This window comes from uncultured Campylobacter sp., from assembly GCF_905373215.1.
Taxonomy (GTDB): domain Bacteria; phylum Campylobacterota; class Campylobacteria; order Campylobacterales; family Campylobacteraceae; genus Campylobacter_B.
This window is the reverse complement of sequence record NZ_CAJPRT010000001.1, coordinates 123,157-147,424: the sequence shown is the minus strand read 5'-3', so window position 1 is coordinate 147,424 and position 24,268 is coordinate 123,157. Positions and strand designations below refer to the sequence as shown.

The following is a 24,268-nucleotide window of genomic DNA, read 5'->3' as shown; positions in this document are numbered from 1 at the left end:
TTGAGGCATTTATTACGCCGCCTCTTTTGACGACGTATTTTATGTTGGGAAACTAACGCTAAATTTGCATTTTTAAATTTCAAGGAACGATATGAAAGTAATCAAACGTAACGGTAGAACCGAGGAACTTGACGTAAGCAAGATCAAAAAATACACGAGCGAGGCGGTAGAGGGGCTGGAAAACGTAAGCCTTAGCGAGCTTGAGGTGGACGCAAAGATCCAGTTTCGCGATATGATCACCACGGAGGAGATTCAACAAACCCTCATCAAAACCGCAGTCGAAAAGATCGACGTGGACCGCCCGAACTGGACCTTCGTCGCCGCGCGGCTATTTTTATACGATCTGTATCACAAAGTAACGGGCTTTAGCGGCTACAACAGCCTGCAAGATTACTTCGCTCGCGGCGAAGCGGCGGGTCGCATAATGCTCGGCTTAAAGGAAAAATACGACTTAGATGATCTAAATTCTTACTTGCAGCCGCAGCGCGATTTGCAGTTTAACTACCTCGGCATCAAGACGCTTTACGATCGCTACCTCATCAAAGACCGCAGCGGCGCGCCGATCGAGCTTCCGCAGCAGATGTTTATGGCTATAGCGATGTTTCTTGCGCAAAACGAGCTTGATTGCCAGAGCTGGGCGAAGAAATTTTACGATCTTATATCTAAATTTGAAGTCATGCTCGCTACTCCGACGCTCTCAAACGCCCGCACGACGCGCCATCAGCTAAGCAGCTGCTACGTGGGAAGCACGCCCGATAATATCGAAGGGATTTTTGATAGCTACAAGGAGATGGCTCTTCTGAGCAAATTCGGCGGCGGCATCGGCTGGGACTGGTGCAAGGTGCGCGCGATGGGCGGCAGCATCGACGGGCATAAAAACGCTGCGGGCGGCATCATTCCGTTTTTAAAGATCACGAACGACATCGCCGTCGCCGTCGATCAGCTGGGCACGCGCAAGGGCGCTATCGCCGTGTATATCGAGCCGTGGCATATGGACGTGAGCGACTTCCTGGATCTGCGCAAAAACTCGGGCGAGGAGAGGCGCCGCGCGCATGAAATTTTCCCCGCGCTGTGGATAAACGATCTGTTTATGAAAAGACTTCAAAGCGGCGGCAAGTGGACGCTCTTCGATCCTGCAGAAGTAAGCGATCTGAGCGATCTTTACGGCGCGGAATTTGAGGCGCGCTACGAGCAGTATGAGGCCGATGATAAAATTTCAAAATCTACGATCCTCGCAAAGGAGCTTTGGAAGAAAATTTTAACGAGCTATTTTGAGACGGGCATGCCTTTTTTGTGCTTCAAAGATAACACCAACCGCATCAATCCAAACGCGCATCAAGGCTTAATCAGGAGTTCAAATTTATGCACCGAGATCTTTCAAAACACGGCGCCGAACCACTACAAAATCAAAGTCGTATTTGCCGACGGCAGCGAGAGGCTGTTTGAGGAAAACGAAGATGTAAGAACCGACGCGGGCATCGTAAAAAAGGCGAAAAAAATCACGGCACTGGACACGCTGGGCGGCAAAGAAATTTTTATCGTAGAAAAGGGCTACAGCGAGGGCGCGACGGCGGTTTGCAACCTTGCAAGCGTAAATTTAAGTAAAATCAACAGCCGCGAGGAGATAGCTCGCGTGATGCCGATCGCCGTGAGGATGCTCGATAACGTCATCGATCTAAATTTTTACCCGCACGCCAAGGTCAAACATACCAATCTAAAAACCCGCGCGATAGGGCTCGGCGTAATGGGCGAGGCGCAGATGCTTGCCGAGCGCGGCGTGAAGTGGGGCAGCTACGAGCACTTCGAACTGATCGATAGGATAATGGAAAACGTGAGCTTTAACGCGATCAAAGCAAGTTCAAATTTAGCCGTAGAAAAGGGACGGTACCCTGATTTTGCGGGCTCGAAGTGGAGCGAAGGAATTTTCCCGATCGATTTAGCTAACGAAAACGCCAAAGCGCTAGTTAAGCGCGGCGGACTTTTTGAGCAGAGCAGCTGCGACTGGGACGGACTGCGCGAGAAAGTAAAGCGCGACGGCATGCGAAACGGCTACCTGATGGCGATTGCGCCGACATCGAGTATCAGCATACTCGTAGGCACCACGCAAACGATCGAGCCAGTGTATAAGCGCAAGTGGTTCGAGCACAACCTAAGCGGTATGATTCCGGTCGTCGTGCCGAATTTAAGCCCGAAAACGTGGCAGGCGTACGTACCTGCGTACGAGCTCGATCAGCGCCTACTCGTAAAGGCGGGCGCCATCCGCCAAAAATGGATCGATCAAGGCCAGAGCCTCAATATCTTCATGAGCCTGGATAAGGCAAGCGGCGGCTATCTAAGCGAAATTTACACGCTTGCATGGCAGCTCGGGCTAAAATCGACCTACTATCTACGCTCCGAAAGCCCAGATAGCGAGAAGCTAAACAACGTCGCGGATCGCTCGATCGAGTGCGAGGGGTGCCAGTAAAATTTTGAATTTTTGTAAAGGAAAAAAATGGAAGATATTGAAATCTATCTTGGCGAGGATATTGAAACTGAAGTAAAAAAGTTTAAAGAAGTTCAAAATTTTCTCAGAAAAGTTATGGAAAATTTCATAGAGGAATCTGAAATAATCTACAATAAGTGGAAATTTTTTCCTTTTACAAATAGCGAAAAACAAGTTTTGTCAGCTTTATTTCCTGCGATATATAAAATAACTGAAAATGTTTGGATAGAACAGTGGTTTAAAGTAGTTAATGAGAACAAAAATAGGTTTTTAGATATAAGTACAATAGCTGAAAACAATGCTTATTTCATAGAAATAAAACATGCATACAAAAATCATATGGGCAGAAATAATATAATACAAGATACATGTGACAAATGGTATGACGCGATAGAGCAAATAAAAGATTTGACGAATGAAAACTTAGGAAAGGAATTTGATAAGGTAAAACTAGAAAATTTTAATTGCTATAAAATAGCTTTAATTATAATACCGACTTTTATTAAAAATTCAAGCAAAATATCAAAAGAAATCGACGATGATGCAAAAAGTTACGCAAAACGTATGTTTAATTATTTTCTTTACAATACATCAGTAGAAACAAAGCCGAATATTGCCATAACTTGGAAAATAAATGATTACAAGAAAAAAAGACATAAATTTACAACGCTCAAAAAAGAGAATGGAGAGGAAGAAAGAATAGAAATATACCCTTTCTTAACCTTTGTGGTCCGAGTTGAAAATATGGAATAGCATCCTTAAATTTATATATTTTATTTTATAGCGATCTAGACTCCTGCTTGGCTATAATAAGTAAAAGCAAAAATTTTTAACAGCTTTATTCTGAAGCTATCAATCAATTAATATTTTTAATAGCATTAAATCAATTTTCCTAATTTGATTCGATAAATTGATATAAAACTAAAATTTCCTCCTCTATCTCTCGCCCGATGAAAACCAAAAAATTATCGCAGCGTTTACGGTCGCTAAAAGGCGTTATCTCAAATTTGCCGTTTACGAACTGCACGACGTATTGCGCTTCATCATCTTTAAAGCTCGCAAGCCCCTTGATGCGGTAAAAATTTTCCGGTATATCGCTCATAAATTTGATGAAATTTTGCCTATCGATGCCCTCAGGAAGGTCTTTTTTAAACGAGACTATCCCCTCGTCTTCGTGCGTCGCGCCCATCTTGCCCTCGAGCAGGACGGACGCCATATACGAAGTATCGCTCTGGCGGTAGAGCAGATAGTTTGGATTTAGCTCGGCGCCTATCGTCTCGAATATCTCGGCGCAGCGGTTGTTTTGAATCAAAATTTGTCGTATCCGCTCCTTCTGCTCGAGCGAGATCAGATCGATTTTATTGAGCACTATGACGTCGGCGGCCTTGATCTGCTCGAGCATTATTTTTGATCTGCCCCGCTCTTTTAAAAAATTCGCTCCATCCACGACGGTGACGATGGCGCATAGATTGACCGCGTCTTTGATCTCGTTTAGCTCGCTTAAGATATTGAAAGGGTTGGCGACGCCAGTGGTTTCAAGCACGATGCTGTCGGGCTTTTTGGGCTTAAGCTGCGAGATCGCAAGCTTGATCTGCCCCGCCATGGAGCAGCAAACGCACCCCTCGTCGATCTCTACGAGCGCGTATTTGGCGTCCAGCAGCGCGCCGTCGAGGCCTATTTTGCCGATCTCATTTTGGATGATGCCGGTAAATCTATTTTGCGCCGTTTCATGCTCGATGAAATTTTGGATAAATTTCGTCTTGCCCGAGCCCAGATAACCGGTGATGATGAAGAAATTCGGCCGCTCGCCGCCTTGCATAAAAATTTGCTTTTTATCCTCCTTGGCTAAGCGCAGCAAAAATTTAAACAAAGCTGCCGAGCCGGACAGCTTCTTAAAAGATCTGTCATTAAATTTAAAGCGATCGTCGCTCGCACCTTCTGCGCCGTAGATTAAATTTACAAAAATTTCGCCGCAGAGCGGATCTTCTTTGCTTTCTAAATTGCGGTCTTTGTCGTAGATCACGCCGCGAGCCGCTTTTTTGTAAATTTCAAAGCTCTCGTAGCGCGGCTCGTAAATTCTGCAAAGCGCGATATGCAAAAAGTTCATAAACGCAAGCGATACCCTAAAGCTGGGGAAATTTTTATCGAGCCCCTCTTCTGCGATGATCTGCTTGCCCTCTATGCGCACGCCGTCCTTTGCGTACGACCTATCTCTGAGCTTTGTTTTAAAAGATAGCGCCATGCCCTGCTCTTGCAGCTTTAAGTAGATCGTAGCGACGCAGAAATTATTTAAAAGCTCCTCGTGCGCGGAGAAATTTCGCACCTTTGCCAAAAAGTCCGGTTCTCCGGCCAAAACGGCTTCAAAAAGCGAGACGCTACCGAGCAGCTCGTCGTTTGCGGAGGGGAAATAATAAAGCTCAAACACGCCCGCATCCTCTTGCACCTCCCACAAAACGATGCCGTAAATTCCGCTGTAAAAGCCAAATTTTATGCTCCAGCATTCATTAAAATAGTTCCCCTTATACATCCCCTGATACCTGCTTGAGGATTTTACGTCGCTATCGTAAAGAGATTTCATCAATATACATCTCATAAGCGATCTGTAATCCTCAAACGAGTATTTAAATTTCAAAGGGAAAATATCTTGAAATTCCATGCTTCTATCCAAATTTAACCTTATCGCCGTTACCTAGATAATCGGACGTTTTGGTTCTAAATCTAGCCGTGCCCTTTACGATCGGATAGCCCTCGCGGACGAATTTTTGCACGGTCAGCAGACCGGTGCAGTGGTTGCACGCCATGACTTGATAGTTCCATCTTTTCAGTCCGATAACCAGATCGTCATATTTTGGATCCCAGTCGTCAAACGGCGAGATATGAAGTCCGCCGTAAAGTCCGTAGAGCTGATCGTTATCGTACTTGAGCTCCTTGTGCGCGGAATCGGAAAAGGTAATGATGCCCTGATGGCAGCAGCCGGTGATACTTACAAGGCCTTTATCTTTGACATTTACGAATATCGACTGCTCGCCAAAAACCCTCGTAATGATAGGGCAGTCATAGCAAAACGTACACATTCCGGGCTCAATCTCGTTTCTACCCTTTTTAAACACTACAAGCTCGCCCTTATGACCAGAATCTTTGATATATTGTCTGCCCTCCGGGTAAAATCCTTCGTGTATGATGATCCTGATATCGGGCTTATACTTTAAAACGACAGGTAGCGCCCAAAAGTGATCGTAGTGCTCGTGCGACATTATGAGGGTGTCTATCTCGCCGCTTTGCAGCATCTTATCGATCCCCTCCCGCTTAAAACACTCGTGCATCCATTTGTAGGACCAGCCGCAATCAAGCAGATATTTTTTCTTTTCTCCGTTTAGACGCTCTATCTCTATGAGAGCAGAGTAGCCGCCCGCGTTATCGGGATTTACGGAAAGTTTTTTGGTTACCTCCCACGCCTCATCGATTTTATCGGGTAGAAGATGCTTGATTTGTGAAATCCCCTCTTCGTAGCTGCCCTTGGCAAGCCCTTTGCCGTTACCGAACGGTGGCCAGTTAAATAGATATTGATTGACCAGCAGCCCGCCTGCGCCTTTAATATCTCCCATCAGCATCGAGTTGTCAAACCAGCTCGTTTCGGAGATATTAGTAACCTCGACGCTTTTAATCGCGCCGAAATCGGTCATCTTTCGCACTTCATCCGGAAGAAAAAATTCCCTCGCAGGAGAGTATGAAAATACCCCCATCGATGCAAGTGCGCCGAGTCCTATGCCCGCTGCGCCGCCTTTTATAAAATCTCTTCTAGCTTCATTCATCTCATATCCTTTATTTAAAAATTGTAAGCATATTGCCCACGACAGGCGCTAGATAAACTACGGCGAGATAGATGACCACGCCTATGATAAAGCCCACTACCAAGCCTTTGATGGAATTTTTATTTCCAAAATCATCTTCCTCGCCTGCTTCCTCTGCTTCCTCTTTCTTGCCCGCAAGCTTCCAGCCCGGCCAGCCGTCCATAAACCAGTAATTTATCAGCATGACGTTGATAAACCAGATCATCGGGATCATTGGGAATTGTTGCGGGTGCGAAAAGCCTTTTTGAGTGCCTAGTAAAAAGTGCGAGACTTGATAATAGACATAGTATAGGGCGATAGCCGCTACCATGCTTATGATCGTTCTAAGAAGGATATTGACGGGCTTTGAAAATTTATTAACCGCGTTGTTGCAGTAAAATTTAATAAATAGCACCGGCACCAGCCAAAATATAGCTATCTCGCCTACGTGCAGCCATCGCCAATCGGGCGCAAAAAGCCTTCTATCGCCTCTAATATGCATGCCCCAGATGAGCTCTTGCAAATAGTAAAAGAAGAACGAAAAGCAAAATGCCATCGCTATAATGCCGAAAAACGACGCCGTCCTTCTAAGCCAGTTCGTCTTAATAAGGCTAAAAGGATACCTCTCCCAGATGGTCTCATACACCCAGACCATAACGGTACAGCACATAATCCACGCGATATTGAAATTTCCGTGCACGGTATCGGCGAAATTATGCCACCAAGGCGGAGTGATGGATGTGTATTTTTGCCACGGATCGAATAAAATTCCCATTTGCGAGTGGAAAAATACGAAATACACGATCATACTTAGCAAAAAGGTCCAGATAAAAACGGTAAAGCCTTTAACGGGCTGCTTTAGCTTCTGCCACGGCGAGTTATCCGCCGCCACTACCCAAGAAGGGCTGAGCCACGACGCGATAGCGGCAAACATCAAAATAGCCTGAGCCGAGTATTCAAGAGCGTAAAAATCGGTTATGCCAAGCTCCGCAAGCCTTCGCGGACTAAAATACGATATGGCAAGCTCGCCTAAAATAAATTCAAAGAATATCTTTAAGAATACGAAGAAGGTAAAAAATACCATCACCGTAAAGATAATGCCCTTTTTCGCCGGCCCCGCCGTATAGAGCCACTCTCTTTTGAATGGCCAAAAGTTAAAAATATACGCGATCCAGATGATGACCACGAGCAGCCATCTGCACCACATATATCCCATGTAAGGGGTATACATCCTCATCAGTCCCCTAGGATCTTGAAAGATCCACCACGATGCGTAAAACACCACAAACAAAAACAGGGTGTTTACAAGCACCGATGTGAGCGGAGAATATCTTCTAACAAGCTTCCGCTCCTCCAGATAAATTTTCTCTTCAGGTTCGCTCATCGCTTCCTCCTTACATAAAATTTAATCTTTATTAAATTATATAAAAAGAGTGCAGCTCATTTGTAGCGTAAAATTCGGATTAAATTTTAAATTGTCTCAGAAAAGCTTCATTTTGGAAGCTTGATTATGAAATTTGAACCGCCTTTTAGGCTCTCTACGACGAGCGAGCCCTTGCAGTGATCTTCGATGATGATCTTTGACATATATAGCCCGATGCCGGTGCCGTTTTTGCTAGCTTTGGTAGAAAAATACAGATCGAAAATTTTATCCGCGATCTCCTTTTTGATGCCGCCTGCATTGTCTTTTACGCTTAAGCAAAGATAAGATTTTTCGATGTAGGTTGAAATTTCGATAACGCCGTCGTCGATATTTCTTTCCAAAAAGGCGTCCTGCGCGTTTTTTATGATGTTTAAGATAACCTGCGAAACCTCGTTTTTATATGTGAGCAGAGTCTGGTTGCAGCCGTATTTCGCGTAAATTTTAATCTTCTGATTTTGCAGTATCGCTTTTGCGATATTTATCGCCATATTGCAAAGCTCCTCCAGGCTCGTAACCTCCTTAATCTTGGCGGGCTTAAAGAAATTTCTAAACTCATCAATCGTTTCGGATAGGTGCTTGGAATACTGCTCGATCTTACCTAGCTCCTCCAAAAGAGCCGTTTTATCAAATTTGTCCGCCATCAAGCAGCCGGCGCTCAGATACGAAGCCGTAGCCGAGATAGCGGATAGCGGCTGCCTCCATTGATGCGCTATCATATTTAAAATTTCGCCCATCTGAGCAAGCCTTGATTGATACTGCAGCTGCTCGTCTTGGCGCCTTATGAGCTTTAACTGCTCCTCGATCTCGTGGTTGAGAGTTAAATTTAGCCGCTTGACCTTCAGCCTGCTTTGTTTTAATTTCTTCTCCGCCATCACTCTTTTGGTGATATCCACCACTATCCAAAGCACCTCGTCGTTTCCCGATATGGAATCGCCCGAAATTCTAATCCACAGCCCTTTGCCGCTTTTGTGCCTTAGCTCGTAGTTTAGCTGCAGGGCCTCATTTTTTCTTACTTTATTAAAGGCGATGTCTGCGAAATGCAAGTATTTTTCTTCGCTTAGATGTATGGTTTGCGCGGATTTACCGATGATCTCGTCGTATTCGTAGCCGAAAATTTTACAAAAGGTCTCGTTGCACTCCATAATATTTCTTTTCTTGTCCACGATGAATATGCCGACGCCGGAATTTGAAAATATCGTCTCAAATCTCTGATGATTTTTCTTGATGTCTACTATCGCCATTTTATCCTGTATCCTTGTGAGTAGATATTTTCTATCAGCTTATAGCCGATTTTTCGGTGAAATCTGGATATGATATTTCTTACCCGTTTATCGTCATACTCGTCACAATCCTCGAACAGCTCGTTTTCTATCTCAGGGCCGCTTGCGATCCGTCCGCTAGAGCTTAGAAGTAGCTGCAACAAAGAGGTTTCGTTTTTGGTTAGTTTGATAATTTCGCCCGCCTTGCATAGAGTTAAACTCTGCTTGTCCCACACGAAATCGCCGCTTAGATAAATAAATTTTCCTGGTTTCGTTTCGATGCTCTGCGTGATTTTTTCAAGCACGCTTAGTAGATCCTCTGTCGTAAAAGGCTTTAAAATATAGCCGTCCACGCCGATGGATATCGCTTTGGTAAAAAATTTAGACTCGTCATGGGCTGAAAAGATGACCGTTTTTACCAAAGGATCGATCTGTTTGATCTGCTCTATCATTTCAAGCCCGTTAATGCCCGGCATATTGATATCGGTAAAAACAATACCCGCTTTGCTTGCTTTAAATTTCTCGATACCTTCCTGAGCGTCGCCGCAGTCGATAACTTGATGAAAGAATAGTTTTAAAATTTTTGCAGTCTGCTGCCTTACCTCATTATCGTCCTCGACATATAGGGCGCGCATACTGCGAGTTTGAGCTTGTATTTCGTTTATATCCATAATACAGCCCCCTTCTCTTTAAATTTATCCGTTATCGTAAATTTTATTCTGCCCGCTGCGATCGCGCTTTGAGCTTTAAATTTTAAATCAAAATGTTTCTATTCTACCTGCCCGAGCTTTTTGAGATATGCAAAAATTTTAGCGATCTCGATCATTTTGTTTAGACTTTCGAGCAGTTTTGCGCTTTGTGAGCTCGGCGCAGATTTGAAAATTTCGCTATTTTCAACGCCGATTACGAGGCTGTTTTCGCCCAGATAAAGCTCGGTTTTACCGAACAAATTTAGAGTGATCGTCTGCATATTTTCTAAAATTTTTTTGTTTTGCAAAAATGCGGCGGCGGCGGGGTTGTTTAGATATACGTCAAACGACGCGCTTAGGTGCGGGCTGTCTTTGAGCAGCTTCAGATCCGATGCGCCGAATATAAATTCTCCGCGCGGCACAACTAAAATTTTACTATCGAAAGTCTCGCTAAAATCGAATTTTGCAAAAAGTCCGTCGAAAATCGCAGTATCGTCCTTTTTTTTAAGATGCAAAATTTTATCCAGCTCAAATACCCGATTTTCTCTGTTTTTATCGAAATCGCGGCTTAGGCAGATGTCGCCGATTTTTATACCAAATTCGGGCGTCTTGCCCACTATCGCGTGCTTGCAAGTGCATAGATTTGCCTCTTTACGGAGCGGATTTTTGTAAATTTCATCGAGTAAAAACGCGCCAAAAGGCTGAAAGGTAAGACGCAGCTCCTTTGCGATCCAAAGCAAAAATTCGTTTTTGAAGGCCTCTTCACTGAGCGCTTCAAATTTACGCGAAATACGCACGGCTAGGTATTTGTAAGCAGGATAAGCAAGAGCCAGCAACACTAATAAAAATAGGAACGAGAAATCTCCGAAATCCTTGCGCATAGCGATAAATAGCGCCAGTACTACTGCCGCCACGCTGCCACGCGCCTTCCAAAGCGCCACATTGCGCGCTCCATCTAGTTTTTGCTTTTTTAATTCGTAAGAAACAAGGCTCATCGCTATCCCCGTGAGTGAAATTTGACGCTCATTATAGCGAAAAATGGGATTAAATCAAGCCATATGATAAGCGCGTTGCTATTTATAAGGCGGGTTTTTCATAATAGCTCAAAAGCATAGAAATCGCCGTCTTTTTCCTTACACTTAACGATATCTCCGCATTTGAATTCTAAAATTTCATCCAGTTCGGATTCAAAATTCGTCGTATCGGTAATTTTAAAAATATATTGCGTGATTTGAACGGCCTTTACCGGGCGTCATACATCGATATCTTCATTCAAAATTTTTATAAAAATTTCTTTATCGGTCGCACTCGCCATATTAAATCTTTCTGCCCGGTTATCTAAAATTCTTTCTGCCTAGCCACAATTTAAGATACTTTAATACGGGTCTTAAATAATCATTAGTAGCGTTGGCTTTAAAGGTGCTCGCGTCCGATTCTATCAAATACCAGCTATATCCGTCATCCTTTAAAATATTCATTTTACGATGTTTGGCCTCAGCATTTACGTCAGATATCTCTATATCCAGTACTTTATTTGCAATATTCATCTGTACCGATAGATTAGGGCTTAGATCATATATGAAACGGTTAAGATCTTTGATGATATGGGTATTATATACGTCATCGATCATCTCGGCTCTTCTCTTCTGAAAAATTTTTTTCTCTATTGGATCGCTGTCGACAAGCCCTCCATAATGATCTTCATCGGTTGCGGCCTCTTCGTAAGACGCGGTAAAACATCTAAAATATTCCCCATACATTCCAAATTTCCAATTCGTAGGCACCGTCTCATCGATTACTTGAAAATATTTAGTACTAAATTGACTCCAATACCAAATTCCTTCATACGGTAATATACAATAATGCATCTCCCCACTTATATATTGAACGCCATAAACAAAATAGGTTCTATTTAATCCTAGATGCCCATGCCTATCCTCTTTTATACATTTTACAATCATTTTTAATCGTCCTTAAATTTGAAATTATCTACGGCTTCTATGATGGGCTACCCGTCTTTATCGCCTATTATACTATTTCTAACAAGTTCTGTAAAAAATTCTTTGTTTTTGGATTTATTGATTGTCTCTTTTATAGCATTGAAGGATAATTTTAAATTCTTTAAACTACCGTCTATAATGCAAAAACCGTTTTTCTCACACAATGATATTATGCCCCTTAATACTGCTTCATACTCGGATCTAAAATCGATACGAAACGTAACGGACTCTATTATATTATTAGCATCAAAAAGTACCTCTAAGCGGTTGCCGTTTTCGCTTCCGTATTGATCTATTTCGTTAGACCAAGATTTTTCGGGCTTTAATAGGTGCGAAATTTCAGAAAATATCTCTTTTTTGATCTTTGCTTTTTTCCAATATTTATCGTCTTCAAAGAGCTTTATATTGCCATATTGCCGGTCGTATTGCAGATCGTATGTATCGCTTTTAGGTAGAATAAAAAACTCACATTGCCAAATTGCCATATCTCTTTCCTTAAATATTTTCATTTAAAATTTTAAAAGTAATACACATAGCAGCCTCGGTCATCGTATATATCAAATAAAATCGAAAATTTCTCTTTATTGTTTACGGCTAACTGAACTCTAATGTTCAAAGAGGGCTCTTTTACCAGCTCAAAATTAAAATGGCGCAGCAGTATGGATCTCAAAAAATTTGGCTCAAGCGTCTTTTCTTTTACAAAGATAACGCCCGCTCTGGCGCCGTTTTTATAAGGCTTAGCTTTTGTGTATTGCCCCTTCATATTTTTAAGAAGATACTCCTCTATTTTCTCATCTCTTTCCCAAAAAAGAATTTTATAAACTACGCTATCTAAGTGGCTTGCTTTTGAAATTAAAAACATAACTAGCCTTATTTTAGCCTCGACATCGATATTTTCAAAATCTATTCTTGATCTGGCTACGCCTCTTTTATTTCTACTTATTTTTCTAAATTCTATATCGAAATTAGTTGGATCTATAATGCTTTTTATCATTGCTGTCGCCTTTTAAAAACCTTTCGCTGCGTGATTTAAAATCCCTATCTACTTTTTCCATTTAAATTTAAACCTCTTTCGCTTCATTTTTATAAAATTTTCCAGTTGCTTATCGGTAAAATTTAAAATTTCTTTTCGGTTTTGTAAATTTACGTAGGTGTGCCTTATATCGCAATTACCGACAAAGGCGGCTTCCCAGTTCTTAATTAGCCAACTTGAGCTTATCGCATATTCCCGTCCTTTATTCGAGCGCATTTTATCGCTATAGCCAATAGGCGCAAACATACCGGAATAAAACCCCTCCAGATAGGGTAGCCTCGGGCATCCTTCCGTATCGGTTGCGACGATAAATTTTATCTTTCGATCATATGGACGAAAAGCCTTGTGACATTCTATAATATCTCCATTTTTTAGATCGTCTTTGAATTCTAAAAATTTATAAGTAAATTTTGCAGGAATTTTATCATTTATCCTTTTGTATTCGGCTAAAAAACTATCGTAATAAGAAAATATGCTTATATTTCTGGGCGACTCGGTATCACATACAAAATCTAAATTCTCCAATACCCACTTTTTAGAAATCAAACTATTATTATTTTTCGCATTAGCTTCGGGTGGCAATACTATAAACTCCCCCGAATTATCGCTGTTTATACGCAGCAGGTTATTCCAGCTACAAAATAAAAACCGCCTTTGACCGATCTGCAATATATCGCCCTCCGCGAAATTTTCTCTAAAATTATTAATCGAAAATTTTCTTCTACCTCTTACGGGTATCATCTTTTATAATTTCTTTTCATAATCTTTCTTCTGTTTTATTATTAAATCGCGGCACACTCGCTAAATTCCTAAATGCAAAATATATAAATCGTTTTTAATTGCCGAATCGATTAGTTCTAATAGGCCGTCTAATTGCTCGATGACCGAGGATTTATTTAGCGCGCAGTTTTTATCAAAAACAATCTGCTCATCTGCGCTCAAGAAAAGCGACCTCCAAGAGCATATTATATCTCTAAATTTAGCTTTATCCTCTATCCAGCTATAGCCATAGTAATTTAGACCTTTTTTTTAAATTTGCCTCATCGTTCCATGTGGTTTGTACCCACTCAAGAGAGTACGAAATATGAAGTATCAGATCATCGCTAATTACTACGCAATGCTCTTTAGAGAAAATATTTTCTTTTGTCTTTTTGAGTAAAAATTCATGTTTAGGCATACAGCTCCTTATTGTTTTAAAATATGACTTTAATAAAACTCGACCTAGCTATTCGCCAAATTTCATCCAAGCGACGGCGTATTCTAGCGTTTCATTCCCAAAGTATTTGCTAATTATCTTATATTCGTCTTCTGGAAATATCTGTTCTTGGTAGGCGTTAAAATACGCCCTGTTTTTCTCTATAAAGAAATAGATATATTCCTCATATTTGCCCAAATCAGTCTCTATTAAGCGCATTTGCCAATCCTTATAAAATTCCATCATAATACTTTTCTCCAAAATTTTATAGCGCTTTTTATCTCTTTTTCAAAATGTTTGAATGGTATATAAATTTCTTCTTGTTCGTAGGGCTTTAACTTTTTATATTTCTTGGAATGCGTAATTCTCGCAATATTTTCATAGTGTTTTTGCAAAAAATCTATGATTATTTTTACCTCATCTCTGCTAAATTGTTTCGCTCGCGCCCGCCGCATAGGCGGTGCAAATGCTTGAATAAACATATCTTCTATAATCGCTTCATCGCCGAAGCGCTCGTAAAAATCAATAAAATCCAGGATATAATACCTAAAAGTATAGTCATTGAAAACCTGCAAATCTCCCGATAAAAGTTTGATCGTGCTATGGTCTAAATCACACAGATCTTTACCGCACAAATCTTGCTCGACAAGCTCATCCTTTTGTACAGGATTTGTTATAATTTCCGGCTTTTGCAGTTTAAGCCGCGCCTTTAGCGCTTTTATTCTATTCGATAAGTTCATTTTGTCCTCCTTTTTAGAAAGCGTAAAATTTGAGCTTGGCTTATAATACTCTTTTACTCTTATCAGATATATCAAATACAGGATCAATCCTATGATAAGCAGTAGTTGCATAATGACGGATTGGGTTGTGGCTACGACATAGACTTTGCCTCCGCGATAACCGCCTTCCGCTAATAGTTTATGAAAATTTAAAGACGATAGGATAATAAAAAATATCGTCATTACAATTCTTACCGGTTTCATGGTTTTAAATTATCCTTATATGAAATTCCAAGGACGGTTTGTCGCCTTTTATCCAATCAAAGTCCAAGAATTTCATCGATAAATACGTCTCGCTCAAGATTCAAATTTATCCATCTAGGCAGTATATGTCGTTGTCCAAATCCACATTATTATCTGCTAATAGTTTCAGTAAATTTGCATTATAATATAGACCGGGCAAGCTATTATAACTGTAAACTACGACTCTTAGCAGCTTTTTCACGCTTTGTAATTTTATACTCCTCGCGACATTTATATCTGCTAAAAATTTTCTAATTAGATCTCCCGCAAAAGGTATATCATAAAATTTTTCCTCTATGCTAAAGCCAAAATTTCTGTATTTTAAAATAGAACCTTTTAGTTTCAAATCTCCTTTTTGCCAGACTTTTGTTGCAGATATGCCGTTGCTGCTTATTGTTTCGGATAGATCCCTATCGCTTTCGATCGATAGTATTAAAACTACTTTGTTGCCTTTCAAAGCTACTCCTAAAATCTTTTATATCCCATCTACGCACATATTGTCATTTAGTTTGACACACATTTTATATTTATCAGAATATGAGCAAAACCAGCATATTCTGCATTGGAAGTTAAAATTTTCATTTGGACACCCGCCCAGGACAAATAGTTGGGCTGTATGCAAAATCATCTCCGTTTCTGGCGCGATAATTAGTGATATATTCGATCGCCACTTCGAATGCATTGTCATCTTCCTCTTCGGTACACCAGTTGTCATATGTGATTATGGGCTCATTACCGTTTAGGCGATATACGTCTCCTCCGAGGATAACCATATCTTTGCTTTTTGCGATTTTAAGCACTTCCATTACATCGTCGAATCTCCAAGCAATATCATAAAATCCGTACTCTTCCCTTAAACGTATACCGCGCTCTAGTAGATCCTGCGGTACGATATTTACGTAATCTTCATCTATAAATGACACAATCTCTCCTTTATTTCAAATTTCATTTATTGCAAAGACTTTTCTATATCGTTTATTAGGCGATGAAGCGTTTCGAGACGACTAGAACTCGGATTATTTTGGTTCAAAATTCTAAAATATCACTATACTTTATCGTATTTATATCGCGCTCGTCAAAAGATGGAGGTATATATTTTTCGTTCATCTTAATGATTTTTGCGATATAGCTCTCGCTTATGCCGTTTTTTGGTTTTTTGTGCGATATATGCGCCAAAGGGCTTTTGGACGATATTTATCGCTCTTTCTGTAAAACCGACCTAATAGGTTTTTAACTAACCTAATAAACAACTGAATTATTCTAAAACAATTATAACATAAGAAGAAACAAAAATAATCAAAATTACTAAAAGCCATAAATATCGGTATTTAAAAGAAGCAAAAGAGATTTAAAAGAAGTGATTAAAGCTTTAAAATAACTTAAATGGTGGTTAAGCTCACCACTTTACAATAGCTAATATATCGATAATATCGGTATTTGAAAAACATTTTTTACTAAACTACAATATTAAAACTACATAATTAAGTAACTTTGTAACCTTAAAGTAAAAAAGCTAAATATATAGTAAATGGATACATCTCAAATGCCGATGTGGTAGTATTTTTTAAACTTTTTAGTATTTTTTAGCATTTTTTAACGTGCTTAAAAAGTTGAATAGGCTCCCTAAAATTGGGCGTTATGTAAAGCAAATTTTACCTATTTTTTACATTTTTTACGAAAGTGTATATAGAAAAGTTAATAATACCTTTCAAATGCCGATTATATCGATACTTGAAAGGGGGTGCTTAAGTTTTATATTTTTTAGGATAATTTCTTAAGAAAAATAATTAATATTTTAAATTAAGTTATTTTTTATAAAAGAGGATTTGATTTTTTGCAACAGCTAAAGGACAGCTTTGTAGAGTTAAGATTACTGCATTTGATATTCAAAAATATCAAAAATCTATTTTTTAGAGGAGCATTTTGTTATGTATATCACAGACATTGAGCATGATGAGTTTTATACGCCTACCCAACTTAAAAGAGTGCTGGGGCTCAGTATCCCTACGCAAGCTAAAATGAGAGCTAGGCAAGGTTGCTTCGCAAATGATTTAAATCCTTTGCCTTTTATTAAACTCGGAGCTAGGGTAATTTATAGAAAAAGCTCTATTGAAGCATGGATAAGAGCTAAAGAAAACGAAAAAAGCGGTTTGCAAAAAGGGGAGAGAAATGATGAAGAATAATAGGGGGCAAAGCCCCTCTAAAAGATTCAACTTTATTATATCGAATTTGGCTAAAAGCGCGATTAAAATTAACGTCAAGGAGCTAGAAATGGTTAATCAAGAATGGCTTGTGCCGAATTTCTTATATAAAAATAGCCTTGTGATGGTTTATGCATCAGCAGGTAGCGGTAAAAGTTGGTTTGCATATAGCCTTTGTAATTTGCTTTTAAAGGCTTGCGATAATAAATTCGATAAAATCCTTTACCTTGATGCCAATAATGGTTTGACGACGCTTAAAAATCGCAACGTGGGGCTTTTGGTTGCCAATCCAAAATTTGAACTTTACGCAACGAATGGAGTAAGGGATTTTGATCTGTTTAACAAGCTAAAAAATTACGATTTAAACGGCAAAATTATCGTGATCGATAGTATTCGCAACTTTATGAGTCGCGTCAATTTAATCTCTGATAGTCAAGTAATGAGCTACCTAAATGACTTGCAAGAGATGAGAAATAAAGGAGCTACAATTATATTTTTGCACCATCAGCCAAAGCAAATAGACGGCGAAAATAATAAAGCCTATAAAGGCTCTACGGCATTTGCCGATAGCGTAGATGAAGCATATTTTTTAAGTGGCGTAAAAAAGAAAGGTAAATTTATTCTTTGTTTGGAGCCGCAAAAGTGTCGCGATGAGACGAAAACTACTGGGTTTTTACTTCAAACTTCCGAGCTTGATTTAAAAATACTCGACGAGAAAAGCGTCAGGTTGCATACGCTTTGCGATAAAGAAAAAATTACACTTGAACTCGTATGCGAAATAATAAATTTATACAAAAATATAAATCAAAGCAATTTGGCTAAAAAATTAACGGCTCTTGCAAACGATAGAGCCTACGAAATAGTCGGTAAAAATTCTCTTTGGAAGTTACTCTAAAGCTTTGATGAAATATGTTTTAAAATTTCAAAAGACAAAAATCAAAAAAATTTTTCTATTTTGTAAAATAATCCCCCCCCCTTTTTTTCGGTTCTTTAAAAAGGGAAAGGAAATTTTTGCCCGGCTTTTGTCGTTATTTTTTAAAACCTACTCGCTCTTTCTCAAAAATAAAATGCTCTGCGTTTTATTTTATTTTCGGTAATTGTAAAATTACCGAAAATCACAGCTTTTTTAAGTTTAGTTTCCCCATTTTTAGGCGTTTTATCGCTATAAAATGGGCTAAACTTAAAAAAGTGATATACAAAGAGGGTTATCCTGCCTGTTTTCTCGCATTATCTTTTCTTAAAGCTACTTACACTAACATCTTTTGCAAATATATTTAAAAGTTATGAAAGCTTTTTTAAATTTAAAAGGGAAAAAATTTGGCGAGACGTGATTGGGATGCGTTTTTTGAAGAGTTAAAAAGTATTAGGGCAGGCTATACCCGCACGGCAAAATCAGAGCATAAATATGTTTCCTTTGGAAGTGGCGCGGGATTTTCTCGCTCGCATATTCCTTTTCCTAAAAATAACTTCGCCAAACAATCCGTCGTAAAGATGATTTCAAATTTACCTAAAACTTCTATCAAGCGCTGCATTGACTACGCTCTTAAAAACTCTCTTGACGGCTCGGCTATCAATGAAAAAGGGGAGAGAGTAGGCAGCGATGAAATTTTAAAAGAATGGGTCAAGGACTTCGGCGATAATCCGAACTCGAAGGACGCATGGCATTTGATTTTTTCCATTAACGAGCCTTGCGACGATCAGAAAAAATTGAGGGCTTTAAAAGAAAGCGTGCATAACGTGCTAGGGTTAAATTTTAGCGGACACAAGTATGCTTTCGTACTACACACTCATCAAAATAATCCGCACGTGCATGTGGTTTTTAAATAAACGAAATAGCTTTACCAATAAAAAAATCCACTTTAATAGCAAAAGCGAAATCAGGGAGTTTTTTGACGATGTGCGGACGAATTTTGCTTACTCTCTTGGGGCTCGCGGGCTAAAATACGAGAATAAAAACTTCTTACAAAAGGATTTGAAACTAGAATTTAACAAGATAAAATCTGCTATAAAGCTAGAAATGGACGATTATACGGCAAAGGATAAGATTAACGATTACTACTGCAAAATGCAGGATAAAAATAAGCAAAGCTATGACGCTACGGCAGGGCGAATTGAAGCTATGAATAACGAGCTTGCCGCGCTTAAAAAGGATAATGAGGAGCTCTTACGGCTCTTTTTACTCTATACCAAAAAGCGAAACAAGCGGGCGTATAAGCTCGCACGTGAGCTAAAAGAGAGTAACCGCTCAATCAAAGAAAAAAGTAAGGCTGTGCTTGCCCAGATCGATAAGATAAATAAAATTTCTCGTCAAGCTACGCAGCTTAACGAGATGCGGCTAGCTCATTATAAAGACCGCTCCGTAGGGCTAAATTTACTTGAAAATTTTAGCTACAATTATAATAAAATTTATCCTAAAAATAGAGGCGCGAGCAAGGCAGACTGGCAAAACTATAAAAAAGTGCGTCGCGCTATCGCTATTCATCGAGGTCACACGGATGATGCGGCTAGAAAATATTTCGAGGATAGCTTGCTTATTACTCGTATGCTCGGGCGCAACGAAAGTCTTTTTAAACTAAGCGCGAAGCTTGAAATTTTAGATAAAAACCTTTACGTCTTGCAGCACTCGGGCATAATCGGCGAAGAGGCTACCTCCTTTGAAAAAAGGCTAAAAAGCAATAAGGAATTTATTGCGGATATTTGCCAAAAACGCTTCGAATTTGTACGCACAAGGCTTTTAAATACCGAGAAAATCGATAAGGACGGCTTTTTGTTTAAAGAATATTTTAAAGGCGTATTGGTGCTGGGCATTAAGCCTGACGATCGTCTAGTAAAAATCAAAAACGAAAAGAGGCTTTATAAAGACGTCTTGGCTGAAAAGGGTGTTAAAATTTCAAAATCTTATACGCCTAGTCGCTTGGCGGACAAAGATAAATTTAAAAACGAGCGTGGTGGTAGAGAGTAGATTATATTTAAGAAATAATAAAATATTTAAAAGATAAATAACGTTTTATTAAAATATAGCAAAATCGAAAATATCAAATCCTTTAAATTTATGTAAAAAGAAGTATAAAAAAAGTTTAAAATTTAGAAAGGGAGGGAGATTTATTTTCTCCACCCTTTTAAAAATTTGAATGTAAATTATTTTACGTTCTCGTTTGAGTTGCTTTTGATGATGTCCTTTAACTTGTCTGTATATGATTTGTCAAGCTCAAGTCCGTTTTTTCGTAATTTGTCGTAGTCTTTTTGGATATCTGCTCTAAGATCGCTTTTGGCTTGCGGAGTTAAAATATCCTGCTTCTTAACGAAACGATCAATCTTTTTTTGTAAATCTCCATATAACTCCTGCTTTGTTTCTTTTATGACTTTTTGTAGATTTTCTTTGAGGCTAGGCAGATTTGTACGTATCGCCTTTTCTACAATCTCGTTTCGTATTTCATCATAATTGTGGGAAGATTGATATCCGATGTCCATTATCCCTTTTAGGTCCTTTTGGTCAAATTTATCCAGGATACGGTATTCTCGTGCCTTTTCAAGCTTCTTTAATTGCAGATATATGATATCGATATGCCTCATCATCGCTGGTTTTGTAAGAAGTTCGTCTTCTAATGCTGCTGTAAAACCTTTGGGCTTACATATTTCAAATATTTGATCTATCTTTTTTATGGATAGCTCTAAGCTATAAAGAATTTTATCGGTCATGGGTTGCTCCTTTGGCGTTATTTTCGCTTACTCCCTTTTTTGCAACAATTTTTTTCTATAGAAGCATCAATCTCTTCAAATTTTAGCTCTCCGCGCTCCATTTGGGCTAGATTTTCTTTCATATCCATCTTATCCACCTCCGTTGCCCCGCATTCCTCATATTTCTCAATTTCCATCGTGAAATTAGGGTCTATCTTTTGCAAGGTTTCATATGTGTCTTATAAAATTTTGATGGCTTGTGGAATGCTTTCGCCCGTAAAAGTTACCGATATCATAGCTTGCTCTTTTTATAATTTGTTTTCATTTTAGCACAACGCCGTTCTTGTCGATATATTACCGCTTGCATTGGATTTTCCTTTCCCTTTTAGGGGTTTGGGGCAACGTCCCAAGTTGGATAAAATAAAAAACGAGCTTGGCTCGTTTTTCACCGATCGAGATTGCATAATGGTCTTTTTTCAAAAAAAGACACTATTCTCTCATTCTTTATACTTTCATAAGTGTTTAATATTAAACAACAGGATATAAAATAATACTAATGATACATTATTAATATAAATATTATTTAAATAAATTTAACTATATTGTTTAGGTAATTGGAATACCATTGCATAAGAATTCTATTGTGCTCTATCGTAGCGGTTTGTCTTTCGTAAGCGAACCGGACGTTATTTAGTTCTTTATGAGCTAATGCGTTTTCTACCGTTTTATTGCTTATGCCTAGAATGCCCAGCTGTGCTAAATTTAGCGTGCAAATAGTTTTAAAGGTCGCCCTAAAGCCATGCGCACTAGCTTTGTCTAGGTATTTACCTTTGCCGCCTAAATTGCGTATCGCCTTGCCTATTCCGTCTCTGCTAATGTGTCCCGTTATCGTAACGGCAGGAAATACGAATTCACTTTTTATGGGGCAATATAGCTTTTGCTCATTTAAAATTTTCAAGGCTTCTTTTGATAGGGCTATTTTATGGGCATACCGCATTTTCATTTGGGTTGCAGGTATATTCCAAATTCCATTTTCTAGGTCTATATGCTCCCATTTGACGCTTGCGGTATTTCCCGGTCTATTTGCGCATAGTATTTGCAACATTACTGCTCTTTTGGTTTGCAAGTCCATTTTATCGTCGTCTCGTAAATCCGTCAAAAATTCTTTTAAATCGGCTTCGTGTATGATTGCGGCATATCTCGTATCGATGCCGTTTTTGATACTGAATCTATTAGATGTTGGGAACTTTTCATGTAGTGCCTTGCATGGATTGTAGTCAATATGGCGATCATTTATGGCTAATTCGAAAATGGCATTAAGGTGATTTATAATGCGGTGTATAGTTTCGAGGCGCGATTGTTTTGGATTGTGTGGATTAAAAAGCGGATCTAGTACTTCTAGCAAATCGCTAAATTTGATCGTTGCGATGTCGATATTCTCAAATTTCGGTAAGATATAGGTCTTCATTTGGTCTACGATTTTTTTTGTATAGCCTACCGATAAATTAGCTTGTTTGCGCTTGATATATCGTTCGAACAGCGTTCCGAGCTTGTATTTATCGGACCTTATATCAGCGCCGCTTTTTAGTCTTTTTGAGATTTTTAAGGCTTCTTCTCTAGCTTGCTCTACTCCGTAAACACCTTGTTTAAATTTGCCCAATTTACGCGTTTTACCATTGTGCAGGATAAAAAACGTCTTTATGCCACTTGGATTTACCCAAATGTAAAGCTCTTTTGGGTTGCCGACGGCTTTACGATATTGACTAGCCTTAGGCTGTAAATTTCTTATATCTTTGTCTTGTAAATTAGCCTTGGAAATATTAGCCATTTTTGCTCCTAGGTTTAAAAAAACTACATTGATAAGTTTAAACTACATTATTATACTGCACTAATTTTAAAAATTTCATTAGAGTTCTAAGGATATTTAAAGATACCAAAGGAGTTAGCAAAAGCCTGTTTATAGGGATTTTAACGATATTAAACGGATAATTTAGAAAGATATAGAAAAAGTAGTTGGTGGAGTTAAGCGGGATCGAACCGCCGACCTCTTGAATGCCATTCAAGCGCTCTCCCAGCTGAGCTATAACCCCAATAAAGATTTTGTAATTTTACATTATTTTACTTACAAAATTTTTAAATTCCGGCGCTACGCCAAAATTTTCTCCGCAAAAGCCGCTATAAAATGAAATTTTAAGCTTGCATTGGGTAATATTTCATTTCTTTGCGCGGGAATAGCTCAGTGGTAGAGCGCAACCTTGCCATGGTTGATGTCGCGAGTTCGACTCTCGTTTCCCGCTCCATTTTACATTCTGTTTTGTATTAAACGTGCCCGGATGGCGGAATCGGTAGACGCAAGGGACTTAAAATCCCTCGGAATTTTTTCCGTGCCGGTTCAAATCCGGCTCCGGGCACCACCTAATAAGCCGGCGCGGCGACATAGCCAAGTGGTAAGGCATGAGCCTGCAAAGCTTTGATCCCCGGTTCGAATCCGGGTGTCGCCTCCAGATCCTAAAAAGGAGTTATTATGAGATACATACTAGCGGCTCTTTTGGCATTGATGGTTTTTAGCGGGTGCTCTAATACTTGGCACGGCGTAAAAGAGGATTCGCACAACGCGGCTCAATGGACCAAAGAAAAGGTTCACAACGGCGCCGAGTGGGTCGGAGAAAAAACCGAATAAATTCCACGTGTAGATCTTGATCTGCGCGAACTTTCGGCGGGGTCTACCCGCCCTTAATCGGGAGATGGCTGAGCGGTCGAAAGCGGCGGTCTTGAAAACCGTTGAGGTGAAAGCCTCCTGGGGTTCGAATCCCTATCTCCCGGCCATTTTAATCTAATCCAAAATTCCATTTTAACTTCAAAAATTTCACATTTTATTTATACTAATTTTCATTTAATGCTCTTTAGGCTAAAATTTTATCTTGCAGCAAACGGCAGTTTGCGGCGGTGCCTTTATAGATGGGAAACAGAATAGCATACGGCGAAGATGCCAAGATCGTGCGTCAGTGGCTTGTTTGATCGATCCGTGTTAAAACAGCGCGTAATGAGAATATGGCGATGTAAAATTTAATTGTTCGTCTGTTTTGCAATAAAAGCGACTGTGAAAGATAATTGCGAAATTTAGCTATAAAATTTTCAAAGCTTAGCAGCCCGCCGCGCTTGGCGCAAAATTTTAAAATTTACCGATTCGCGCTTTTTAAATTTAGCTCGGGTGCAAGTAAATTTTAAAATTTGCGCCCGCGCCGCCATACTGTCGCGCCGCTGCGCGTAGAGCAAGATCGATGCATTTGCCGATTTGGGCGATGCGCCAAACTAGGATAGCCGCGTGGTATGGAGCCAGAGCCGGTAAGCTTGCGAAGCATGCCGAGATAGGCGCGCAAACAGGCGGGTTAAAAGTTGACAAATTTAAGAAATGTCGCAGGCTGGCGAATCGAAGCGAGCAAATCTAAAAAATAG

25 protein-coding genes and 5 tRNA genes are annotated in these 24,268 nt (G+C 39.6%); 11 read left to right on the top strand and 19 right to left on the bottom strand.

All coding sequences use genetic code 11. From position 1 onward, the window contains the following. The first annotated feature begins 91 nt into the window (after positions 1–91). Together QZ176_RS00720 and QZ176_RS00715 are read left to right on the top strand one after the other, a co-directional pair. Positions 92–2,464 carry a ribonucleoside-diphosphate reductase subunit alpha gene (locus tag QZ176_RS00720; RefSeq protein WP_295150313.1) on the top strand — a complete coding sequence of 791 codons (2,373 nt, stop codon included), beginning with the start codon at positions 92–94 and terminating at the stop codon, positions 2,462–2,464. A 27-nt stretch (positions 2,465–2,491) separates the two neighbouring features. Beyond that, positions 2,492–3,235, top strand: a complete 744-nt coding sequence (locus tag QZ176_RS00715; protein WP_295150310.1) for a hypothetical protein — start codon at positions 2,492–2,494, stop codon at positions 3,233–3,235. Positions 3,236–3,374: 139 nt separating this feature from the next. Here the strand turns inward: QZ176_RS00715 and QZ176_RS00710 are convergent, their stop codons facing one another. From QZ176_RS00710 to QZ176_RS00635, 16 genes are all read right to left on the bottom strand, one after another. Then, entirely contained in the window at positions 3,375–5,150 is a 1,776-nt protein-coding gene (locus QZ176_RS00710) for a CobW family GTP-binding protein (protein WP_295150307.1), read from the bottom strand. Continuing rightward, positions 5,143–6,294 (bottom strand): MBL fold metallo-hydrolase, encoded by a 1,152-nt coding sequence (locus tag QZ176_RS00705; protein ID WP_004318461.1) that lies wholly within the window; start codon positions 6,292–6,294, stop codon positions 5,143–5,145. Before QZ176_RS00705 ends, QZ176_RS00710 begins: the two co-directional genes overlap by 8 nt. Before the next feature lie 10 nt (positions 6,295–6,304). Continuing rightward, the gene (locus QZ176_RS00700; protein WP_295150302.1) at positions 6,305–7,696 is read right to left on the bottom strand and encodes a hypothetical protein; all 1,392 of its coding nucleotides are present in this window, start codon (positions 7,694–7,696) and stop codon (positions 6,305–6,307) included. 107 nt (positions 7,697–7,803) lie between these two features. Further along, positions 7,804–8,976 (bottom strand): PAS domain-containing sensor histidine kinase, encoded by a 1,173-nt coding sequence (locus QZ176_RS00695; RefSeq protein ID WP_295150300.1) that lies wholly within the window; start codon positions 8,974–8,976, stop codon positions 7,804–7,806. Next, positions 8,967–9,665, bottom strand: coding sequence for a response regulator (locus QZ176_RS00690; protein WP_295150297.1), 699 nt, complete (start codon positions 9,663–9,665; stop codon positions 8,967–8,969). The genes QZ176_RS00695 and QZ176_RS00690 overlap by 10 nt, the downstream gene beginning before the upstream one ends. A 98-nt stretch (positions 9,666–9,763) precedes the next feature. After that, positions 9,764–10,678: a DUF3137 domain-containing protein gene (locus QZ176_RS00685; protein ID WP_295150294.1), complete on the bottom strand. Its 915-nt coding sequence runs from the start codon at positions 10,676–10,678 to the stop codon at positions 9,764–9,766. A gap of 339 nt (positions 10,679–11,017) precedes the next feature. Beyond that, positions 11,018–11,443 (bottom strand): hypothetical protein, encoded by a 426-nt coding sequence (locus QZ176_RS00680; protein ID WP_295150291.1) that lies wholly within the window; start codon positions 11,441–11,443, stop codon positions 11,018–11,020. Positions 11,444–11,691: 248 nt separating this feature from the next. Next, a complete protein-coding gene (locus tag QZ176_RS00675) occupies positions 11,692–12,168 on the bottom strand; it encodes a hypothetical protein (protein WP_295150288.1) in 477 nt (158 codons plus the stop codon). 32 nt (positions 12,169–12,200) lie between these two features. Beyond that, positions 12,201–12,677: a hypothetical protein gene (locus QZ176_RS00670; RefSeq protein WP_295150285.1), complete on the bottom strand. Its 477-nt coding sequence runs from the start codon at positions 12,675–12,677 to the stop codon at positions 12,201–12,203. A gap of 48 nt (positions 12,678–12,725) precedes the next feature. Next, complete coding sequence (locus tag QZ176_RS00665; protein ID WP_295150282.1) at positions 12,726–13,457, bottom strand: hypothetical protein; 732 nt, start codon at positions 13,455–13,457, stop codon at positions 12,726–12,728. Between the two features lie 259 nt (positions 13,458–13,716). Further along, complete coding sequence (locus QZ176_RS00660) at positions 13,717–13,893, bottom strand: hypothetical protein (protein ID WP_295150280.1); 177 nt, start codon at positions 13,891–13,893, stop codon at positions 13,717–13,719. 48 nt (positions 13,894–13,941) lie between these two features. Next, on the bottom strand, positions 13,942–14,130 hold the full coding sequence (locus QZ176_RS00655) for a hypothetical protein (RefSeq protein WP_295150277.1): 189 nt from the start codon (positions 14,128–14,130) through the stop codon (positions 13,942–13,944). A gap of 23 nt (positions 14,131–14,153) precedes the next feature. Then, complete coding sequence (locus QZ176_RS00650; protein WP_295150274.1) at positions 14,154–14,894, bottom strand: hypothetical protein; 741 nt, start codon at positions 14,892–14,894, stop codon at positions 14,154–14,156. A 106-nt stretch (positions 14,895–15,000) separates the two neighbouring features. Beyond that, complete coding sequence (locus tag QZ176_RS00645) at positions 15,001–15,390, bottom strand: hypothetical protein (protein WP_295150272.1); 390 nt, start codon at positions 15,388–15,390, stop codon at positions 15,001–15,003. 121 nt (positions 15,391–15,511) lie between these two features. After that, on the bottom strand, positions 15,512–15,856 hold the full coding sequence (gene imm40, locus QZ176_RS00640) for an Imm40 family immunity protein (RefSeq protein ID WP_295150270.1): 345 nt from the start codon (positions 15,854–15,856) through the stop codon (positions 15,512–15,514). 103 nt (positions 15,857–15,959) lie between these two features. Beyond that, positions 15,960–16,109: a hypothetical protein gene (locus tag QZ176_RS00635; RefSeq protein WP_295150268.1), complete on the bottom strand. Its 150-nt coding sequence runs from the start codon at positions 16,107–16,109 to the stop codon at positions 15,960–15,962. A 752-nt stretch (positions 16,110–16,861) separates the two neighbouring features. Between QZ176_RS00635 and QZ176_RS00630 the strand changes: the two genes are divergently transcribed. The 4 genes from QZ176_RS00630 to QZ176_RS00615 all read left to right on the top strand — a co-directional run bounded on the left by QZ176_RS00630 (position 16,862) and on the right by QZ176_RS00615 (position 20,096). Then, positions 16,862–17,116, top strand: coding sequence for a helix-turn-helix domain-containing protein (locus tag QZ176_RS00630; RefSeq protein ID WP_295150266.1), 255 nt, complete (start codon positions 16,862–16,864; stop codon positions 17,114–17,116). Between the two features lie 88 nt (positions 17,117–17,204). After that, positions 17,205–18,029: an AAA family ATPase gene (locus tag QZ176_RS00625; protein WP_295150264.1), complete on the top strand. Its 825-nt coding sequence runs from the start codon at positions 17,205–17,207 to the stop codon at positions 18,027–18,029. A gap of 422 nt (positions 18,030–18,451) precedes the next feature. Then, positions 18,452–18,961, top strand: coding sequence for a relaxase/mobilization nuclease domain-containing protein (locus QZ176_RS00620; RefSeq protein WP_295150261.1), 510 nt, complete (start codon positions 18,452–18,454; stop codon positions 18,959–18,961). Continuing rightward, positions 18,903–20,096, top strand: coding sequence for a hypothetical protein (locus tag QZ176_RS00615; protein ID WP_295150258.1), 1,194 nt, complete (start codon positions 18,903–18,905; stop codon positions 20,094–20,096). Before QZ176_RS00620 ends, QZ176_RS00615 begins: the two co-directional genes overlap by 59 nt. Before the next feature lie 176 nt (positions 20,097–20,272). Here QZ176_RS00615 and QZ176_RS00610 read toward each other — a convergent pair whose 3' ends face one another. From QZ176_RS00610 to QZ176_RS00600, 3 genes are all read right to left on the bottom strand, one after another. Further along, the gene (locus tag QZ176_RS00610) at positions 20,273–20,707 is read right to left on the bottom strand and encodes a hypothetical protein (protein ID WP_295150256.1); all 435 of its coding nucleotides are present in this window, start codon (positions 20,705–20,707) and stop codon (positions 20,273–20,275) included. Positions 20,708–21,395: 688 nt separating this feature from the next. Beyond that, positions 21,396–22,640 (bottom strand): site-specific integrase, encoded by a 1,245-nt coding sequence (locus QZ176_RS00605; RefSeq protein ID WP_295150253.1) that lies wholly within the window; start codon positions 22,638–22,640, stop codon positions 21,396–21,398. A gap of 186 nt (positions 22,641–22,826) precedes the next feature. Continuing rightward, positions 22,827–22,902, bottom strand: a tRNA-Ala gene (locus QZ176_RS00600). A gap of 135 nt (positions 22,903–23,037) precedes the next feature. Between QZ176_RS00600 and QZ176_RS00595 the strand changes: the two genes are divergently transcribed. From QZ176_RS00595 to QZ176_RS00575, 5 genes are all read left to right on the top strand, one after another. Then, positions 23,038–23,112: transfer RNA gene (locus tag QZ176_RS00595), tRNA-Gly, on the top strand. Positions 23,113–23,139: 27 nt separating this feature from the next. Then, a tRNA-Leu gene (locus QZ176_RS00590) sits at positions 23,140–23,226 on the top strand. Positions 23,227–23,242: 16 nt separating this feature from the next. Further along, positions 23,243–23,316 (top strand) — tRNA-Cys (locus tag QZ176_RS00585). Between the two features lie 20 nt (positions 23,317–23,336). Beyond that, positions 23,337–23,492: a hypothetical protein gene (locus tag QZ176_RS00580; RefSeq protein WP_177387338.1), complete on the top strand. Its 156-nt coding sequence runs from the start codon at positions 23,337–23,339 to the stop codon at positions 23,490–23,492. A 58-nt stretch (positions 23,493–23,550) separates the two neighbouring features. Then, positions 23,551–23,638 (top strand) — tRNA-Ser (locus QZ176_RS00575). Positions 23,639–24,268: the final 630 nt, after the last annotated feature.

Coding starts and splice junctions, on each gene's coding strand:
- QZ176_RS00720 (WP_295150313.1), top strand. CDS start 92: ATGAAAGTAATCAAACGTAACGGTAGAACCGAGGAACTTGACGTAAGC.
- QZ176_RS00715 (WP_295150310.1), top strand. CDS start 2,492: ATGGAAGATATTGAAATCTATCTTGGCGAGGATATTGAAACTGAAGTA.
- QZ176_RS00705 (WP_004318461.1), bottom strand. CDS start 6,294: ATGAATGAAGCTAGAAGAGATTTTATAAAAGGCGGCGCAGCGGGCATA.
- QZ176_RS00700 (WP_295150302.1), bottom strand. CDS start 7,696: ATGAGCGAACCTGAAGAGAAAATTTATCTGGAGGAGCGGAAGCTTGTT.
- QZ176_RS00695 (WP_295150300.1), bottom strand. CDS start 8,976: ATGGCGATAGTAGACATCAAGAAAAATCATCAGAGATTTGAGACGATA.
- QZ176_RS00690 (WP_295150297.1), bottom strand. CDS start 9,665: ATGGATATAAACGAAATACAAGCTCAAACTCGCAGTATGCGCGCCCTA.
- QZ176_RS00685 (WP_295150294.1), bottom strand. CDS start 10,678: ATGAGCCTTGTTTCTTACGAATTAAAAAAGCAAAAACTAGATGGAGCG.
- QZ176_RS00680 (WP_295150291.1), bottom strand. CDS start 11,443: ATGTATGGGGAATATTTTAGATGTTTTACCGCGTCTTACGAAGAGGCC.
- QZ176_RS00675 (WP_295150288.1), bottom strand. CDS start 12,168: ATGGCAATTTGGCAATGTGAGTTTTTTATTCTACCTAAAAGCGATACA.
- QZ176_RS00670 (WP_295150285.1), bottom strand. CDS start 12,677: ATGATAAAAAGCATTATAGATCCAACTAATTTCGATATAGAATTTAGA.
- QZ176_RS00665 (WP_295150282.1), bottom strand. CDS start 13,457: ATGATACCCGTAAGAGGTAGAAGAAAATTTTCGATTAATAATTTTAGA.
- QZ176_RS00660 (WP_295150280.1), bottom strand. CDS start 13,893: ATGCCTAAACATGAATTTTTACTCAAAAAGACAAAAGAAAATATTTTC.
- QZ176_RS00655 (WP_295150277.1), bottom strand. CDS start 14,130: ATGCGCTTAATAGAGACTGATTTGGGCAAATATGAGGAATATATCTAT.
- QZ176_RS00650 (WP_295150274.1), bottom strand. CDS start 14,894: ATGAAACCGGTAAGAATTGTAATGACGATATTTTTTATTATCCTATCG.
- QZ176_RS00630 (WP_295150266.1), top strand. CDS start 16,862: ATGTATATCACAGACATTGAGCATGATGAGTTTTATACGCCTACCCAA.
- QZ176_RS00625 (WP_295150264.1), top strand. CDS start 17,205: ATGGTTAATCAAGAATGGCTTGTGCCGAATTTCTTATATAAAAATAGC.
- QZ176_RS00615 (WP_295150258.1), top strand. CDS start 18,903: ATGCTTTCGTACTACACACTCATCAAAATAATCCGCACGTGCATGTGG.
- QZ176_RS00610 (WP_295150256.1), bottom strand. CDS start 20,707: ATGAGGCATATCGATATCATATATCTGCAATTAAAGAAGCTTGAAAAG.
- QZ176_RS00605 (WP_295150253.1), bottom strand. CDS start 22,640: ATGGCTAATATTTCCAAGGCTAATTTACAAGACAAAGATATAAGAAAT.
- QZ176_RS00580 (WP_177387338.1), top strand. CDS start 23,337: ATGAGATACATACTAGCGGCTCTTTTGGCATTGATGGTTTTTAGCGGG.